Below are 18,400 nucleotides of genomic sequence, written 5' to 3'. Positions count from 1 at the left end.
CGATGGTCGCGCGTTGGGGGATGGACCCCGAGATCGGCCCGATTGACTTGCGCAACTCCGAGGAAAGCCCGTTTCTTGGGCGCAAGATCGCGCAGCCAGTGGCCTTTGCCGACGATACCGCTGGTCACGTCGATCAGGCCGTAATGACGATCTTGCAGGATGCCGCGACGCGCGCGCAGACATTGATCGAACAGCATCAAGATCGCATAGCCATTTTGATTGCGCGGCTGGAAGCAGAGGAAACGCTGGACGCCTCAGCTATTCGCGATTGCCTCGACCCCGGCAACGTAACGCCATTGCGCAAGCCTCGGCGCAATGGGAACGGCGACGCCGGCGATTGAGCGCTGCGCCATTGAGACAAGTCAAGTCCGGCCCTCCGATTTGTGGAAGACTCGGCAGGGCCGGAACCCGTCGTAGGAGGCTGATGCAATGGCCCATAAGGAAATCCTGTTTCACGCTGAAGCACGCCAGAAAGTCTTGCGCGGCACCAAGGCACTTGCGGATGCGGTGCGTGTCACGCTTGGACCGCGCTCGAAATCCGTGCTGATGCAAAAGCGGTTTGGATCGCCGGTTGTCTGTGATGATGGTGTGACCATCGCCAAAGAGGTCGTGCTGAAGGATCCGGCAGAGAACCTCGGTGCACAGATTTTGCGGCAGGCTGCCGAAAAAACCGGCGATGCCGTCGGCGACGGCACCAGCACGGCAACGCTGCTGGCGCATGAAATCTTTGCTGACGGGACGCGCAACATTGTGGCAGGGGCCAGCGGGGTAGAGATCAAACGCGGCCTCGAACGTGGGCTTTCAGCAGCAAAGAAGGCGCTGGCCGAGCTTTCACAGCCCGTCCGCACGCGCACCGAAAAGGCGCAGGTCGCTGCGATTTCTGCGCATAACGATATGGTCGTGGGTGAATTGATCGCCGAAGCGATGGAAAAGGTCGGCGACGACGGCATTGTGTCGCTCGAAGAGTCCCGGACGACCGAAACCACCCTGGACGTCGTCGAAGGCATGCAGTTTGACCGCGGCTATATCTCGCCTTACTTCGTCACCGATCCCGAAAAGATGGAAGCGGTGCTGGAAGATGTTCAGATCCTGATCTGCGACCGGAAGATCACCAACCTGAAGGATCTGGTCTCGCTGCTGGAGAACATCGCGCGAAGCGGCAAGCCGATCATGTTGATTGCCGAAGATATCACTGGAGAGGCGCTTGCGACCCTTGTGGTGAACCAGCTGCGCGGGGTGTTCCGGGCCATCGCCGTCAAGGCACCGGGGTTTGGCGACCGGCGCAAGGCGATGTTGGAGGATATAGCGATCCTGACGGATGCCCAGGTGGTCTCCGAAGATCTGGGCGTCAAACTTGAAAATGTGGATATGAGCCAACTCGGTCGCGCGGCAAGGGTCGTGTCGGACGCCGATACAACCACCATTATCGGCGGTGAGGGCAAGAAAGACGCGATTGCAGCGCGGATTGCCCAGATCAAGGTCCAAATCGAACGAACAACCAGCGATTATGATCGCGAGAAGCTGCAGGAAAGGTTGGCAAGGTTGTCCGGTGGCGTTGCGGTCATTCGTGCGGGTGCGCCGTCAGAGGCGGAAATGCAAAGCAGGAAAGAGGCTTTGGATGACGCAATCAACGCCACCAAAGCCGCCGTCGCCGAAGGGATCGTGCCGGGTGGCGGGCTAGCGTTGCTGCGCTGCACAAAAGCCATTGAAGCGGAGGAAGCATCTGCGACGGGCGACGAACGCACGGGGCTGCGGATCCTCAGACGCGCTCTTGGTATGCCAACCCGGCAGATCGCAGAAAACTCTGCCGTGGATGGCGGCGTGGTCGTCGCCGAGATGTTGAAAGGCAAAGGCGCGTATGGGTTTGATGCGGCGACAAATTCATACGTGGACCTGATCGAGGCTGGCATCATCGACCCGACAAAGGTCGTGCGGATTGCCTTGGAGAACGCGGTATCGGTCGCCAGCGTGTTGCTGCTGACCGAAGCGACAATGACCGAGGTTTCTGATGAGGACGACCAGGCAGCGATGCGCCCGGAGCTTGGGTTGGGCTAAAAAGGGAGAGTGCTTTGACGACAGAGTCTACCTATATCACCTTCCAGGGGATTGCGCCTTCGGATGCGATTACCGCCAAGGTAGAAGAACGGATCGCGAAGCTTGAGGCCATGTGTCCCGAGCTGCACAAATGTCATGTCTGGGTGCGTGCGCCCAACAAGAAACACAAAGCCACCCAGTATTTGATCGACATCTCGGCAGAACTGCCCGGACAGACGCTGGCGGTTACCCGGCATCCGGGCGACGACAATGCCCACACCGATGTCTACGTCGCCATCCGGGATGCCTTCAACGCGATGGAGCGCAAGCTGCGCAAATGGAGCGACACCCACAAGGGGCGGCCAGAGACACATGTCCAGCCGCTTCAGGGCCGTATCGCGATGTTGAACGAATTTACCGGCTATGGACACATCGAAACGTCCCAAGCGTGTTCTGCTGGGTTCAGGTCACAATGCCGACCCGTAGAGATCGGCCTATTCGGTTCTGCATTATGATCGAAAAGGTGTCGATGGCATTTGGTCGCTGACGGATGCGCTACCGAACACGGGCTGCCTGGCGCCCGCTGCAGAATGGTCGTCCTTCAGGTTCCGCCGGGGGCTGTTCTCGAGATCATGCAGATGCCTCATACAGAAGCGTTACGTCACTACTATTCAAGAGACCCGCTGATTTCGGGGCTGTGATTGATAACTGTCAATCCTGGCGTCCGGGCGATCTGTTACGGCTTGTGGGTCCGCACAATTGCAGTTGCTGAGTGGTCTTCGTCAATAGGTTTGCCAGCGGGCATGACGGTCAATCACCAGAATTGGAGCGGATAATGCCAACGGTACCAACGGACTCACACCATACCTCCGCTGCTTGGGAGAATGGCAATAACGAAGTGCAAAAGCCTTTGTCCGAAGTCATTATCGGGATGCGAGATCCACAATCTGCCAGCCAATTGATGTCGCATGGAATGGCGCTCGCCAACGCCTTTGATGGCGATGTGGTCTTGTTGCATGCACTTCAGTCGCACAGCAATAGCGCCGGTCCCGTTGATCCGGTTGAGTGGGACATCCATCGCCGCGATATCGAAGCCCTACTTGGGGCATGTGCGAATAGATATGAGAAACCTGACCGACCCATTGCTACCCATGTTCTTGAAGGAAGTTGTCTTGAGCAAATAGGCGCATTTATTCAGGCGCGCCGTAAAGAAGTCATTGTGGTTCTAGGTGAGGGTCAGTCCTTGCCGCACGAGGACGGCAAATTCGCGCAGGCGGTTTTGACGTCAAGTCAGGCTTCAATCCTCAGGGTGCCGTCGCGCAGCGCGCATCGCAAAAGGAGCGGATACGCCCGAATTCTTGTTCCGATTGATGGGTCCAGTCGCGCAGAAAGCGTGCTGTCGTGCGCTGTGCGTCTGGCAAGTGCCGAGAAATCGGAAATGATCCTTTGCTTTGTCACGCCGCCACCCGGAGTGGCGGATATCGGTGTCGGCGACGATGAAGCCGCCGCCCTGCGCAAGCAGGTCACGGACCGCAACATGAGAATCGGCAAGTCCTATCTGGACGGCATCACCGACCGTTTATCGGGCGCAGGGGTCGTGATCTCGACCCGGACTGTTGTGGGCGAAGACGCAAGGCGATCCTTGTTGCAGGTTGCAAAGGAACAGATGGCGGACCTGATCATCATCGCCTCGCATGGTCAAAGCGGCCATTGCGATGTGCCCGCAGGTGACGTGGCCAGCTTCATCCTCAAACGCTCGGGTATCCCTGTGCTGATGCTCCGTCAGAGGATGAAGCCGGCAGAAGAGCACGCCTATAGCGGAACCACATCAGAGGGTGTGCGTAAACCGGCAGGTCTGAAGCCGTGAAAAACGAGGAACGAGCGGGCGAGAGGGGGGCACGCGGTCTCCGTCTCGGACAGAGTGTCGGGCAAGGGCGCCCAGACATCCTGCCGGTCTATGCCGCGCTGCCAAAGCTGTCTGCGTGGCTCAAACGCGTGCGTGATTACTGTCAGGACCCACCGCAAGACCATATTCGCGCTGCGGATTGGTTGCTTGACAACGACTATCAGGTCGCGCGCGCCATTAGGCAGGTGCAGGAATATCTGCCGCCTGACTATTGTCGACAACTGCCAGCTCTGGATGCCCCGCGCGGCGCGCGTTTTCCACGATCCTATGCTCTCGCTCAGACCGTTTATGAAGCTTTGAGCCCACCACTCTCGCTGGATGGATTGGTGGCCTTGATCACTGAATTCCAGACCCAAACCGCCCTGACCAATGCCGAGCTTTGGGCCTTTCCGTCGATGCTGCGTCTTGCTTGTCTGGAGGCGCTTGTTGCGGCTTTCGGAGAGCTGAACAACAGCCTTGAAGTCAGCACCATCGCCGCCCGGCACGCCGATAGCGTACCGGCGGCAGAGACCACGGACCGCATTGCGCAGGCGTTGTCCAATCTTGTGGCCTTGCAAACGATCAAATGGGAAGACTTCGTTGACCACGTCAGCCTTGCCGAGGCCGCTTTGCGCGGCGATCCGGCGGGTATCTACGGTGAAATGACGTTCGAGGCGCGTAACCGATATCGGACTGTGCTGGAGCATTTGGCGGCCCGGACCGAGGCTTCGGAAACTGACATCGCACTGGCTGCTATCCGGCTCGCGCAGGACGCCACAGATGATCCCATTGCGTCGCATGTGGGGTTCTGGCTTGTCGACAATGGCGTCGGGAATCTTGAGGCGGCCATTGGGTATCGCGCGACGCTGAAAGAGAGGTTACGACGCGCGCTTGGTCAAATGCTGGGGTCTCTCTACGGCGCTGGACTGATTGCGGGTGTTGTCTTGGCGCTTTTCCTGCCGCTCTGGTACATGGGCCGCTTTGAGCCCAGCCCATGGCAATGGCTTGCCGGGCTGGCGATTGCGTTGCTGCCAGCGACGATCCTCAGCGTCACGGTCGTTCACTGGGCTATCACCCGGGTGACACGACCTGTTCCCTTGACTGAACGTGATTTCTCTGACGGCATACCGGACGATTTGGCGACGGCTGTCGTGGTGCCGATCATTCTGCGCGAGGCGGATGAAGTCCCCGGCATTCTTGAAAAAATCGAAATCCGGCAAATGGCGAACCCCGACCCAAATCTGCGCTACGTTATCCTGTCTGATCTGGCAGATGCCGCCACGCAGACGGCGCCAGGCGATGCAGAGATCGAGGAAGCCCTGCGCGACGGCGTGGCGCGGCTGAATGCCCATCATGGGCAGCAATCGGACGCACCGTTCGTACTGTTGCACCGACGCAGGCGTTTCAACGAGGCCGAGGCTTGTTGGATGGGATGGGAGCGCAAGCGCGGCAAGCTGGAAGAGTTCAATACGCTAGTGCTGACTGGCGAAAGTGAGGCATTCGCTGTCGTGGCCGGGGACGCGGGACGGCTTGTCGGCACCCGTTACGCCATCGTTCTGGATGCTGATACCGAATTGCCGCCCGCCACCGCCTCGCGTCTCGTCGGCATCATTGCGCATCCGCTGAACCATCCACGGATCGATGCAGAGACTGGGCAGGTTACCGGAGGCTATTCCATCCTCCAGCCACGTGTCGAAATTCTGCCGAAACCAGGTCAGCGGACCCATTTTTCGCATCTTTATGGTGGTGATACAGCAATCGATATCTATTCGCGCGCTGTCTCTGATGTGTATCAGGACCTGTTCGGCACGGGCATCTTTGTCGGCAAAGGCATCTATGACATCCCGACGATGCACAAGATCATGGCGGACCGGGTGCCGGACAACAGCATCCTCAGCCACGATCTTTTCGAAGGCGTGCACGGGCGGGTTGGTCTGGCCAGCAACGTTGTGGTTTACGAAGATTTGCCGACAACTTACCCAGCATATGCCATGCGTATGCATCGCTGGATTCGCGGGGACTGGCAGCTCTTGCGGTGGCTGGGAAACCGGGTGCCGATGCGGGACGGATCACGCGCAAAGACGCCGCTTGACATGTTGGATCGCTGGAAGATTGCGGACAATCTGCGCCGCAGCCTCTTACCGCCTGCGATGCTGGCTTTCTTTGTCGGAGGATGGGCGGTCCTACCCGGCAGCGCGCTGATATGGACGCTTTTGGCAGTTGCACCGACGGGTGCCTACTTGATCGGCGAGGTCGTCAACATCGCAACTGGTGGGGTGCGACGCAATCTCCTTCGCAGAGCCGCTGATCGGTTTGCGATGCAAGGCGGAAGGTGGTTCTTGTCCATCACATTTCTTGTCAGTGACACGCTGATCTGCATCGATGCGATTTCACGCACGCTCTATCGGCTTTTTGTCAGCAAGAAGCATCTACTTGAGTGGACATCGGCAGCACATTCCGCCGCCGCGCTTTCTGGACGAGGTGTGCGCTCGACAACATGGCAGAGCATTTGGCCGTCATCTGCTCTGGCGATCATTCTGGGAGCCGACCTTGCGCTGTATGACCCTGCAGCGCTTCTGCCGGCCTTGCCGATCCTTACGCTTTGGCTGCTTGCACCCGAAATTGCAGTATGGACGGCACGCAGGCGGACGTTTCGGGGCGAGGTCCCGACAGAGGCGGACCGCCGGTATCTGACACAGATCGCGCGGCGCACCTGGTATTTCTTTGAGGCCTTCGTCGGCCCGGATGACAACTGGCTGCCGCCTGACAACTTTCAGGACGAGGCCGCCCCCTTGGTGGCGCACCGGACGTCCCCAACCAATATCGGCTTGTACCTCGTGTCGGCCTTGTCCGCGCTTGAACTGGGCTTTGTTTCGCGGGCAGAACTTGCCGCACGGGCCAACAACACGCTGCAAACGCTGGACCGGATGAAGACGCACCGCGGTCATATTCTGAACTGGGTCGATACCCGTTCGCTGCAAACGCTGGACCCTGAATATGTCTCGACTGTCGACAGTGGCAATCTGGCCATGTCGCTGATTGCTCTTAAGCAGGGGTGTCTTGCGTCCTGTAACCATCCACCTGTCGATGCGCGCAGCTTTGACGGTCTGATGGTCACGGTCGAACTTTTGACGACGACAGTGCGCCGGTTGCCAAATTGTGACCGCGCGGCTCTGGATGCGGCAGAGCAGGAAATCAGACAGGCGGTACAGGATTTGCACCACGATCCCGCATCAATAGTTGGTGCGCATGCCGAGCTGTACTCGGCGCTTTGGCCGCGGCTGGAAACAATTGTACAGGCTGCGATAGAGGAGGCGCGCGAAGTGTCGCACGAGGCGCTGCAGGATGTCAGCGTCTGGGTCGAGCGAACCAATCACCATTTGCAGGCAATGCAACGCGATCAGGAACGTCTTGCACCCTGGTTGGCGCATTTCGCCGATGTGCCTGACCCGATGCAATCTTTCTCAGAACATTCCTTGGAGACCTTGCTGAAGCACCCGCCTGGTTATCAAGACGACTTGCATGAAGCAATATGCGAACACCTGTCATGGGTTGACCTCGACGCTGCATCGCGGGACTGGCTGACAATGCTTGACGACACCGTCACGCGGGGTGCGACTGCGCAAAAGCAACTGCGTGATGCTCTTGTTGCGGTCGCCGACCACGCCGACCGTCTGGCTTACGCGATGGATTTCGGATTTCTCTACAACACCAGATCACGGCTGTTCTGGATTGGCTATAATCTGAGCAGCGGCCAGATGGATCACAACCACTATGACTTGTTGGCGACAGAGGCGCGGTTGGCCAGCCTGTTTGCGATTGCCAAAGCCGATGCACCACCAGAGCATTGGTTCGCGTTGAGCCGACCGATCACGCAGCTGAACGGAAGGCCGTCGATATTGTCGTGGAACGGCTCGATGTTCGAATATCTGATGCCGCCGCTCTTGCTGCCCAGCCACCGGGACACGCTGCTGGGCGAAAGCGAGCTGATGGCGGTTGAGTTTCAGCAAAGCTATGCCGCCGAACGAGGTGTCCCCTGGGGCATCTCGGAGTCGGCATTCGGTGCAACCGACGCAGAGGGCAATTACCAATACAGGGCATTCGGCGTGCCGGGTCTAGGGATCAGGCGTGGTCTGTCCGAAGACCTCGTCGTGGCACCCTATGCAACCGCGCTGGCGCTTGGCGCTCGCCCCCGCGCGGCAACTGACAACCTGCGAGAGCTGCAAAACAGGGGCGCGCTGACCTGCTATGGCTTCATCGAAGCACTGGATTTCACACCAAGCCGCACCTCCGAAAGCCAGCCGGCGCTTCCGATCCGTACGTTCATGGCGCACCATCAGGGCATGATAATGGCGGCCATCAGTAATGTCCTGACGGATGACATTCTGGTTGATTATGTCGGTCGGGAAAAGCCGATCGCGGCGGTCAGTCTTGTCTTGCAGGAGCGGGTGCCATGGGATGCGCCGCTCGAAAGCGGACGTGCCGATGAATTGTGGGAGGACGAACCCGAAACGGCCCGTCTACCGGCCCTGTCCCCATGGGTTCCATCGCAGGATGCGGCGGTGCCACAGATGCACTTCCTCGGCAATGGACGCATGTCCACGCGTCTCTCAAGCGGTGGGAGCGGCGGGCTACGCTGGCGGCACTATGCGCTGACCCGCTGGCGACCTGACCCAACCCACGATGGGTTCGGTACCTGGACTTATGTGAAAGACGCTGAGAGCGGGCGGCTATGGTCCGTCGGTCGCTTGCCCGCTGGCGCGTCATGCGAAGAAACCAAGATCGTGTTTCATCAGCACATGGTTGAAATGCTGCAACGCCAGGAAGGGATCGCTATCCGCACCGATGTCATGGTGGCACCTTATGACGATGTCGAAATCCGGCGCATGACGATCATCAATGAAACGGACCGTCCGCGTACAATCGACCTGACAACATACGCAGAGGTCGTGCTGGCTCCACCACAAGACGACGAAACGCATCCCGCGTTCAGTAAGCTGTTCGTTCATAGCGAATACCTGCCCAACGAAAGGGCACTGTTGTTCCAACGCCGACCGCGCAGGCCAGAGGACACGCCGCCTCTCCTGTTGCATCAACTGGTGTCCGACGATCCAGGCATCGTGCTGGCGGGCTTTGATACGGACCGCCTGACGTTTCTGGGGCGCCACGGCAGCGCCGAGACACCGGCGGGCCTTGACGCGGAGTTGGGCGGGCGGACAGGTTGGACGCTGGACCCCGTGATGGCGTTGCAGGCGCGGGTATTACTGGGGCCGATGGAAATCAAGCAATGCGCTTTTCTGACGGTTTCCGGCAGCTCCAGAGAAAAGGCTCTTGGCATTGCTCGACGCTACCCATTTTTAATGGTCGAACGGGCATTCCGCGACTCCGGGCTGGAAGCGGCGCGCGTGGTTCAGGCGGCCGATCTGGAACCGGCGCATCTGCCGGAGCTGCAAGTGCTTTCGTCATTCCTCGCGCAACCTGGGCATACGCTTCGCAGCGCTGCCGACATGTCCGGCCCTCCTTGGCAGGGCCAACCCGACCTTTGGCGCTTTGGGATTTCCGGTGATCTGCCGATCTTGTTGCTTTTTTTGGATCGTCCCGAAGATACCGGCCTTCTTGATACGGTCGTACGTGCGCAAAACCTCTGGAAGCGAGGCGGATTGGACACGGATATCGTCATTATCCGTGATGTTGCCTCGGGTTATGAAGATCCCTTGCGTGAACACATTCTGTCGATCCTGCGCAACACCCACGCCGAAGGATCGCTTGGGCGCAAAGGGGGCGTACATCTGCTTGCCTCCGATCAGATGAACGGGATCGTAAGGCAGGGCCTGCAATCAGCGGCGCATGTCGTCATTCACGGTACACACAAGTCGCTTGTCGATGTCGTTGATGGTGCATTGGAGGACCGCGTATTGCCGCCACGGTTCGATCCCTCGACGCCCGCGGATTATCAACACTCCCCGCGCTTACCCCGCCCTGAAAACCTGACTTTCGACAACGGATTTGGCGGGTTTGATGAGGCAGACCGCGCCTATGTCGTTCATTTGGGCCCCAATCAGCCGACACCGGCGCCATGGTGCAATGTCTTGGCCAATGATCAGTTCGGGACGCTGGTCAGCGAGGCGGGCCTGGGCTTCACCTGGGCGGTGAACAGTGGCGAGCATCGGCTCACACCATGGTCGAATGACCCGGTAAGGAATGCGCCGGGCGAAGTGCTCTATCTCAGGGATGAGGCCACGACAGAAGTCTGGACACCCACGCCGTCGCCACGCGCACCAGGGGCCGACTGTCAGATAGTGCACGGTACCGGCTATACGACATGGCGTCAGTGCAGCCATGATCTGGAACAGGAATTAACGGTTTTTGTACCTGTCGATGCGCCTGTGAAACTAGTGCGCCTGAGACTGCATAACAGATCAGACGCGCCCCGACGCCTCACCGCCACCTACTATGCCGAATGGCTGCTGGGGGCGATGCTCTCTACGAGCAAGCCGCACATCGCCTGCTCGTATGATCCAGCGCTAAAAGCTATTCTGGCGCAGAACCGCTGGAATCCCGAATTCGCAGAGCGTGTCGCCTTCCTGACGGCCTCGACCGGCCCCCACAGCGTGACCGGGGACCGTCATGCCTTCCTTGGCCAGTTCAGTGACGTGTCGCTGCCGGACGCGATGTGCCGATGGGATCTGGGTGGTCGATTTACCCCCGGTGGGGACGCTTGCGCCGCCTATCAGGTGCATTTGAAGATTGCACCGGGTGCCACCGAAGACGTGGTTTTCGTCCTTGGAGAGGGGTCCGATCAGACCGAGGCGACCGCTCTTGTCCATAGGTGGAGGGACGCAGTACACGTCGATGAGGCGTTCAGGCATCTGAAACACGCATGGGATGCAAGGCTCGGAGCCTTGCAGATCAAAACTCCCGATCTGGCGATGAACCTGATGGTCAACCAATGGCTGCCCTATCAAAACCTGTCCTGCCGGATCATGGCGCGCGCCGGGTTTTATCAGGCGGGCGGGGCGTATGGTTTTCGCGATCAGTTGCAGGACATGCTTGGCGTGCTGCACTTCGATCCCGACCGTGTAAGGCTTCACATCCTGCGGGCCGCCGCGCATCAGTTTGAAGAGGGCGATGTGCTACATTGGTGGCACCCGCCGGAGGGGCGCGGTGTCAGAACCGGCTTTTCGGACGACCTTTTGTGGCTCCCTTATGTGACCGCGCGATACGTAGAGGCGACGGGAGACACATCGGTGCTCTCAGAGCGTGTGGCCTTTCTGTCCGCCCCCGAACTGCATGAGGATGAAAGCGACCGCTACGCCCGTTTTGATACCGGGACGGACGGGACTGTTCTGGATCACTGCGCGCGGGCGATTGATCGCAGCATGCGCACCGGAGCGCACGGGCTGCCCTTGATGGGCAGTGGAGACTGGAATGACGGCATGGATCGCATCGCTGCGGGCGGCAAGGGCGAGAGTGTTTGGCTAGCATGGTTCCTGATCGCGACGATCAGTGCTTTTGCACCGCTCGCACAGGCGGCGGACGAGGCTGCAATGACGAAGCGCTGGTTGGGCCATGTCGAAAAACTCCGCGCGGCAATCGCAGCGAATGCCTGGGACGGCGCGTGGTACATACGCGCTTTTGATGATGACGGGGTGCCATGGGGGTCGCAGACCAACGATGAATGCCGCATCGACCTGATCGCCCAGGCATGGAGCGTGCTGTGTGGCGATGAACCGGACGAAAGGGCTCTGCAGGCTTTGCGATCTGCTTGTGACATGCTTGTGGATCCCGATCAGCGCCTCATACGGCTCTTAACGCCGCCTTTCGACAAGACCGAGCGGGATCCGGGGTATATTCAGGCCTATCCCCCCGGCATTCGCGAAAATGGCGGGCAGTATACGCACGCGGCAACTTGGCTTGGTGTTGCGATGGCCGCTGTGAAAGACGGTGATCGCGCGTGGCAGGTTTTCGACCTGATCAATCCTATTCGGCGAAGCGATACAGCGGCCACTGCCGCGCATTATAGACGTGAACCCTATGTCCTGACCGGTGATGTGTCCGGCGCTGGCGATCTGACCGGTGTTGGAGGCTGGTCTTGGTATACGGGTGCCGCAGGCTGGGCATGGCAGCTTGCCGTACATGGCATTCTTGGTGTGCGGATCAGGCATGGCAAAGTCACTGTCGATCCGTGTTTGCCGACCGACTGGGGCGGTGCGGACGCCAACTTGAACAGCAAGGCGGGGCAAATGACTATTCAGATCAAGGACCCCGGCCGTGTCGGTTGCGGCGTGGCCAGTTGCACGGTTGACGGCAAGCCGCACACCCACACTGACATTGCATTCCCGGGCGAGGGCAAAATGCGCAACGTTGTGGTGGTATTGGGCAGTTGACCAGCAGTTCAGGGCGTTGAGCAACGCGATGAATGGCACTGCGTCCGGCACCCTACTTGTCGAATGCCGCCAGCTGCCGCTTGTTACAATAAGCGTCCAGAACTGCCGCATAGGCGGGATCCTTGCTGGCCACATACAGCGTGGCTTCCAGCATGCCGGTCTTGGACCCACAGTCAAACCGGAGGCCCGGAATGCGGAAACCGGCCAGACCCACGCGGTCAATACCGCGGGCAATGGCATCGGTCAGTTGAATCTCTCCGTCTGCGCCAAGTGTCTGGGTCTGCAAGTCGGAAAAAATTGACGCATCCAGAATATAGCGGCCGACCACGGCCATCCGTGATGGTGCCTGACCCGTGGGCGGCTTTTCGACAACAGCATCTGCATACAGGATCTGGCCATCTTCCGATGCTACCGACAAGATACCATAGCGACTTGTCAGTTCGGCAGGTACCTTCATCGCACCCACCAGATGACCCGCCGCGCAATCGGCATATTGCGCGATCATGCTGCTCAGACAGCCCGGCGTGCCGAGAATCAGATCATCAGGCAGAATGACGGCGACTGGTCCGGGAAGAACGTGATCCTTGGCGCAAAGCACGGCATGACCCAGTCCCAACGGTTCGTCCTGCATCACGAACACTAACTCGCAGGCCTTCTCATCAAGGGCGGCTTCTTCCAGTTCTTGCGCCAGCCGCGCCTTGCCGTGAGCCTTCAACGCCGCCCGCAGGTCTTCATCGTCCATCACATAGTGCTTGATGGCGGCTTTCGTTGGATGGCTCACGAAGACCATCCGTTCGACCCGGGCTTCGCGGGCTTCGTTGATTGCGTATTGGATCAATGGCTTGTCTATCACCGGCAAGAGCTCCTTTGGCGTACCCTTGGTCGCGGGCAGAAACCGCGTACCAAGACCTGCAACTGGAAAAATCGCGGTTCTGACCTCTTGCTTGGGCATCATCTTCCTTTCGCCTGATGGGCTCTCTTGCACTGGTAAACCTTAAAGCCGCAGCCCGGTTTCACTGTCAAAAATCTTGGCCTTGTCCATGTCCACCTCGAAGCGAAAGCTGCAGCCCGGAGCGCGCGCATCCTCGGGTCTGACCCGTGCAATCAGGTCCTGACCGCCCACGCTGAAAACGATCATCGTGTCGGGGCCGGTGGGTTCCACGACGTCCACCTCCCGTTCAAAGACAAAGCGGTTTGGCCCCGGCAATTCGGTGCCGGCCGCAAAGATCGTTTCGGGCCGCAACCCCAGAACAACCTTGCGACCAGCATCGTCTCCAAGCCGAGCCGCTGCCGCAGCGGGTATGGGGAAGCGCAGACCACCTTCGTGTTCTCGCTCGGGCACCACAAACAGCCCTTCATCCCAGACCAACCGTCCCGGCACCATGTTCATCGGCGGAGAGCCCATAAAGCCCGCAACAAAGAGATCGGCTGGATTTTCGTAGATGGTCGCGGGATCAGCAAACTGTCGTATGCTGCCATCGTCCATCACGGCAATACGGGTGGCGAGCGTCATGGCCTCGATCTGGTCATGCGTTACATAGACGACGGTCTTGCCCAATCTCTGGTGCAATTTCTTGATCTCGGTCCGCATTTCGATGCGCAGTTTTGCGTCCAGATTGGACAAAGGCTCGTCAAATAGGAACACCGCGGGCTTTCGCACCAGAGCTCGACCCATCGCCACCCGTTGCCGCTGTCCGCCGGACAACTGACCGGGCTTGCGTTCCAGCAGCTGATCGATTTGCAAAAGCCGCGCAAATTCATCCACCGCCGCCTCTTGGTCAGGCTTAGGAATGTTCCGGGTCTGCATTCCGAAGGTGATGTTGTGACGCACGGTCTTGGTCGGGTAGAGCGCGTAGGACTGAAACACCATGGCGATATCACGGTCGCGGGGCGGTGTATCATCCACCTGCGCACCACCGATGTGGATATGGCCCGAAGACAGTGTTTCCAGCCCGGCGATAAGGTTGAGCAGCGTAGACTTGCCACAGCCGGATGGCCCGACCAGCACGACGAACTCTCCCGGTTCAATGTTAAGGTCGATCTTGCGAATGACCTCATTCGCGCCAAAGAACTTCTGCACCTGCTCAAGCCTGATACCTGCCGCCATAACGTTATCCTTTCACCGCGCCGGCAGAAAGGCCGCGCACGAAATACGCCCCCGCCACGACATAGACGACAAGCGTTGGCAGAGCCGCGATGATCGCCGCAGCCATGTCCACGTTGTATTCCTTGACGCCGGTCGAGGTGTTGACGAGGTTGTTCAAAGCCACTGTCACTGGGTTGCTGTCACCTACCGTAAAGGCCACGCCAAACAGGAAATCGTTCCAGATCTGCGTGAACTGCCAGATCACCGTCACGACGATAGCCGGGATGGACATAGGCAGCACGATTCCAAAGAAGATACGAAAGAACCCAGCCCCGTCGATCTTCGCTGCCTGCAAGATACCGTCCGACACCCCGATAAAGAAGTTTCGAAAGAACAGGGTCGTGAAGGCTAGACCATAGACGGAATGCACCAGGATCAGACCGGGCACCGTACCGGCCAAGCCAAATTGGCCAAGGGTCCGCGCCATCGGCAGCAAGACAACCTGAAAAGGGATGAAAGCCCCGAACAGGATCAGCGCAAAGATGACGTCGGCCCCCCGAAACCGCCATTTGGTCAGCGCGTACCCGTTCAGCGCCCCCAGCATGGTCGAAATCAACACCGCAGGTACGGTCATCAGAACCGAATTCCAGACATAAGGCTGCAGCCCGTTGCATCGGACCCCGACACAAGCGGAATTCCAGGCCTTGCCCCAGGCATCAAGACGCACCTCTTGTGGTAGCGATAAAAGAGAGCCCGCGCGGATCTCCTCCAGCGATTTCAGTGAGGTAGCGATCATGACGACAAGGGGGATTAGATAGTAGATGCAGAAGACCCCCAACACCACGAACAAGACCAGGCGCATCATTCGATGCCTCAGGCCTTTTGCGCGCACGATGCCCCCGGTTGCGCGCGCACTCATTCCCGTGTGCCCCGCAGTTCAGAGTAGAGATAGGGTACGATGATCGCGACGATGGTCATCAGCATCATCGTGGCGCTTGCGGCCGCCACCCCCAGTTCGCTGCGTTGAAACGCAAACGCGTACATGAAGGTGGCCGGCATGTCGGTAGCAAACCCCGGGCCGCCACCGGTCAGTGCGATGACCAGATCGAAGCTTTTGATCGCGAGATGCGCCAGGATGATGATTGTCGATAAAAACACTGGGCGCAGCATCGGCATCACGATGCCGGAATAGACCCGGACGGGTCCGGCCCCGTCGATTGCCGCCGCCTTGAGGATTTCGTCATCCACCGATCTGAGGCCTGCCAGAAACAGCGCCATCGCATAGCCCGAGGATTGCCAGACAGCCGCGATGACGACCGTGTAGATCGCGTAATCTGAATTCACCAACCAATCGAAGGTGAAATCCTCAAATCCTGCTTGCCGCACCAGTCGCTCGACCCCCAGACCGGGGTTCAGGATCCATTTCCAGACCGTTCCGGTGACGATGAAGGACAAGGCCATCGGATACAGAAAGATCGTTCGGATCATCCCTTCGCCACGGATTCTCTGATCAAGCAGGATGGCCAGAAGAATTCCAATCGCCATGGAAATCGCGATAAAGAGCGTAGAGAAAACAAACAGATTGCGCAGTGCTACCGACCAGCGCGGCGTCGCCCACAAGCGGTCGTATTGTTGCAGCCCCTCGAACGCATAGTTCGGCATGACGCCCGACTTGGTAAACGAAATATAGATGGACCAGGCGATGAAGCCATAAACAAAGAACAGGCTGGCCGCAAAAAGTGGCGAGACCACGATCATCGGCAACCGACGCTCCAGCGCGCGCGAAATCATGAGGGTCAAGGGGATGCGTTCGTTCATCGGATGTAACCGCAGCCGAAGGCAAAAACGGCCCCCGGCTGCATTTCACTGGCTACTGTGCGCGCAGAACTGCGTCGGCCAGACGGTCGGCTGCATCGCGCGAACTCATGTCCGAATTGAAGAACTCCGTCACCAGATCAAGGAATTCACCCCGGACCGAACGCGGAATCGCCATCTCATGTGCCATTGAGGGTACAAGGGCGTTGCTTTCGATCGCGGCGATAAGATCCGAGTGCGACCGCTGTGCGCATTCGTCGAATGCGTCAAGTGATACATCGGTGCGTGCCGGAATTGATCCCTTGGCCAGATTGAAGGTCTCCTGAAAGTCCGGTGACATGATCAAGCTGGCAAGCAACTGCTGTCCCGCCAGATTGTCCTCGCCCGCCACGTTGAAGAACGTGAAGCTGTCAGAGTTCAGTACAAAGCCGTTACCTGGTGTTGGCGCACACAAGAAGTCCTCGCCCGGCACCTTGCCTGCGGCCAGAAACTCACCCTTTGCCCAGTCACCCATGATCTGAAAACCGGCCTCGCCCCGCATCACCATCGCGGTAGCAAGGTTCCAGTCGCGGCCCGAGAAGTTCGGATCGACATAGCCGCGCAGCTTGCGCAACTGGTCGAACGCTGCAACCATCGTATCGCTTTTCAGTGCGTCCTGATCAAGGTCAACAAGAGCGCTGCGGTAGAAATCCGGCCCCCCGATACCCAGTACTACATCCTCGAAAAGGGTCGCATCCTGCCAAGGCTGTCCGCCATGCGCAAGCGGCGTGATCCCGGCCTCCAAGAGTTTGTCAGCCGCCGCATTGAATTCATCCCAGGTGGTTGGCATGTCCCTAACGCCGGCCGTTTCAAGCGCCTCAGGGCTGGCCCAGAACCAATCAACCCGATGGATATTCACGGGTGCCGCGACATATTCGCCCTCGTACTTCATGATCTCGGCAAGGGCGGGCGGTAAAACTGCATCCCAACCCTCTGATTGCGCGACTTCGTTCACGTCGTTCAGCGCACCTTCGTTGGCCCATTCCTGGATGCCCGGCCCTTTCAACTGCACGGCTGTCGGCGGGTTACCCGCCACAACGCGGGCACGCAGCGCTGTCATTGCAGCGTCGCCACCACCCCCGGCGATGGGCGAGTCGATCCATGTGCCACCGCCCGCCTCGAAAGCGTCTTTGAGTTCGCCAACGGCCTTGGCCTCGCCACCTGATGTCCACCAGTGCAGCACTTCCGCTGTACCCTGTGCGCTCGCCGCAGTGCACCACGACGCGCCTGCAATTGTAGCCGCTAGGGCGATACGGTTGAAACTTTGCATGAATTCTCCTCCTCTAGTGTTGCATTGTCAGACCACCCGTGCCCCGCGCGTTTCGCAGAACGACAGCCACAAGCTTCAAGCGCCGCTATCAGTGACGGTCGCTCGTATTGCTGTGGGATGAGTCTATTCAGTGAAAGGCAATTGGGATTGAGGAATATCAAGGGCAAACCTTGTGACAATGCCGCGCCGAAGACGTGGAATGGATTTGGACGTCGCATTGCTTTGGACCATGAATACAAACCGGACACACACTGAGAAATTTCAGCGCGCCTTCACGAGAGCAAGCCGCAACGCTTAAGTGCTGCGTCTCACGAGCAAGAACCACTGGACTTCTGTCGCCGCCAGAGCGTCAGTGTCCCGTGTCGCGACGCGCTTGTGTCGGGGGTCTCTGCCCGGATCACCGGGCTTGTGTCGGTGCGGGCACCGGATGGTCCGGCGCCCTCCAGCGAAGGAGACCGACATGCTCGACAATCAGACGAATACCGAAGATGGGGCGCTGAAAGCCCGGAAGACTAAGACGCCGCCAAATGTTACCAAATTGGCGCGCCTGGAAGCCATGCTGCGCCGCCCGCGGGGCGCAACGCAAGAACAGCTGGAGAACAGTCTGGAGTGGCAGCCGCATACCATCCGGGCTGCGATCTCGCGGCTGCGCAAAAGCGGGGCAGAGGTTCTGCTTGATCGAAGCCGCAGAACTCCGACCTACCGCATCAGCGGCGACCGAACATGAGCCAGCCTCGTTTTGACAATCTTTCCGGAAGGCTTCGGGAGATCGCCTCGATGGATCGCTCAGCCTGCGCCGAGGGACTGGCTGCAATGCCTGGCCTGACGGTGCCGCCTCGGTTGCGTGCCGAGACCCTGCGTCGACTGCTGGCCTATGAGATACA

10 protein-coding genes and 1 pseudogene are annotated in these 18,400 nt (G+C 59.1%); 6 read left to right on the top strand and 5 right to left on the bottom strand.

The genetic code is table 11. The annotated features are described in order from the left end of the window. From BOA8489_RS19255 to BOA8489_RS19235, 5 genes and pseudogenes are all read left to right on the top strand, one after another. Positions 1–341 (top strand): annotated as a pseudogene (locus tag BOA8489_RS19255) (ATP-dependent zinc metalloprotease FtsH); the annotation flags it as partial. An 88-nt stretch (positions 342–429) separates the two neighbouring features. Further along, entirely contained in the window at positions 430–2,055 is a 1,626-nt protein-coding gene (gene groL / locus BOA8489_RS19250) for a chaperonin GroEL (protein WP_093975939.1), read from the top strand. A gap of 14 nt (positions 2,056–2,069) precedes the next feature. Beyond that, on the top strand, positions 2,070–2,549 hold the full coding sequence (locus BOA8489_RS19245) for an HPF/RaiA family ribosome-associated protein (RefSeq protein ID WP_093975938.1): 480 nt from the start codon (positions 2,070–2,072) through the stop codon (positions 2,547–2,549). A 320-nt stretch (positions 2,550–2,869) separates the two neighbouring features. Beyond that, positions 2,870–3,901 carry a universal stress protein gene (locus BOA8489_RS19240; RefSeq protein WP_093975937.1) on the top strand — a complete coding sequence of 344 codons (1,032 nt, stop codon included), beginning with the start codon at positions 2,870–2,872 and terminating at the stop codon, positions 3,899–3,901. Next, positions 3,898–12,306 carry a glycoside hydrolase family 94 protein gene (locus BOA8489_RS19235; protein ID WP_093975936.1) on the top strand — a complete coding sequence of 2,803 codons (8,409 nt, stop codon included), beginning with the start codon at positions 3,898–3,900 and terminating at the stop codon, positions 12,304–12,306. The genes BOA8489_RS19240 and BOA8489_RS19235 overlap by 4 nt, the downstream gene beginning before the upstream one ends. Before the next feature lie 52 nt (positions 12,307–12,358). Here the strand turns inward: BOA8489_RS19235 and BOA8489_RS19230 are convergent, their stop codons facing one another. From BOA8489_RS19230 to BOA8489_RS19210, 5 genes are read right to left on the bottom strand one after another with little or no spacing between them, the layout of a single operon-like run. After that, on the bottom strand, positions 12,359–13,261 hold the full coding sequence (locus BOA8489_RS19230; RefSeq protein WP_093975935.1) for a UTP--glucose-1-phosphate uridylyltransferase: 903 nt from the start codon (positions 13,259–13,261) through the stop codon (positions 12,359–12,361). A 39-nt stretch (positions 13,262–13,300) separates the two neighbouring features. After that, the gene (locus BOA8489_RS19225) at positions 13,301–14,413 is read right to left on the bottom strand and encodes an ABC transporter ATP-binding protein (RefSeq protein WP_093975934.1); all 1,113 of its coding nucleotides are present in this window, start codon (positions 14,411–14,413) and stop codon (positions 13,301–13,303) included. A gap of 4 nt (positions 14,414–14,417) precedes the next feature. After that, positions 14,418–15,311 carry a carbohydrate ABC transporter permease gene (locus tag BOA8489_RS19220; RefSeq protein WP_093975933.1) on the bottom strand — a complete coding sequence of 298 codons (894 nt, stop codon included), beginning with the start codon at positions 15,309–15,311 and terminating at the stop codon, positions 14,418–14,420. Beyond that, positions 15,308–16,210 (bottom strand): carbohydrate ABC transporter permease, encoded by a 903-nt coding sequence (locus tag BOA8489_RS19215; protein ID WP_245813988.1) that lies wholly within the window; start codon positions 16,208–16,210, stop codon positions 15,308–15,310. The genes BOA8489_RS19220 and BOA8489_RS19215 overlap by 4 nt, the downstream gene beginning before the upstream one ends. Positions 16,211–16,262: 52 nt before the next feature. Next, positions 16,263–17,516 carry an ABC transporter substrate-binding protein gene (locus BOA8489_RS19210; RefSeq protein WP_093975932.1) on the bottom strand — a complete coding sequence of 418 codons (1,254 nt, stop codon included), beginning with the start codon at positions 17,514–17,516 and terminating at the stop codon, positions 16,263–16,265. A gap of 460 nt (positions 17,517–17,976) precedes the next feature. On the opposite strand from BOA8489_RS19210, the gene BOA8489_RS19205 reads away from it, so the two are divergent. After that, positions 17,977–18,243 (top strand): DUF3489 domain-containing protein, encoded by a 267-nt coding sequence (locus BOA8489_RS19205; protein ID WP_176440381.1) that lies wholly within the window; start codon positions 17,977–17,979, stop codon positions 18,241–18,243. Positions 18,244–18,400: the final 157 nt, after the last annotated feature.

It is taken from the genome of Boseongicola aestuarii, from assembly GCF_900184815.1.
Taxonomy (GTDB): domain Bacteria; phylum Pseudomonadota; class Alphaproteobacteria; order Rhodobacterales; family Rhodobacteraceae; genus Boseongicola; species Boseongicola aestuarii.
Note: the sequence above shows the minus strand (reverse complement) of the source record. Positions and strands in the feature narration are given on the sequence as shown.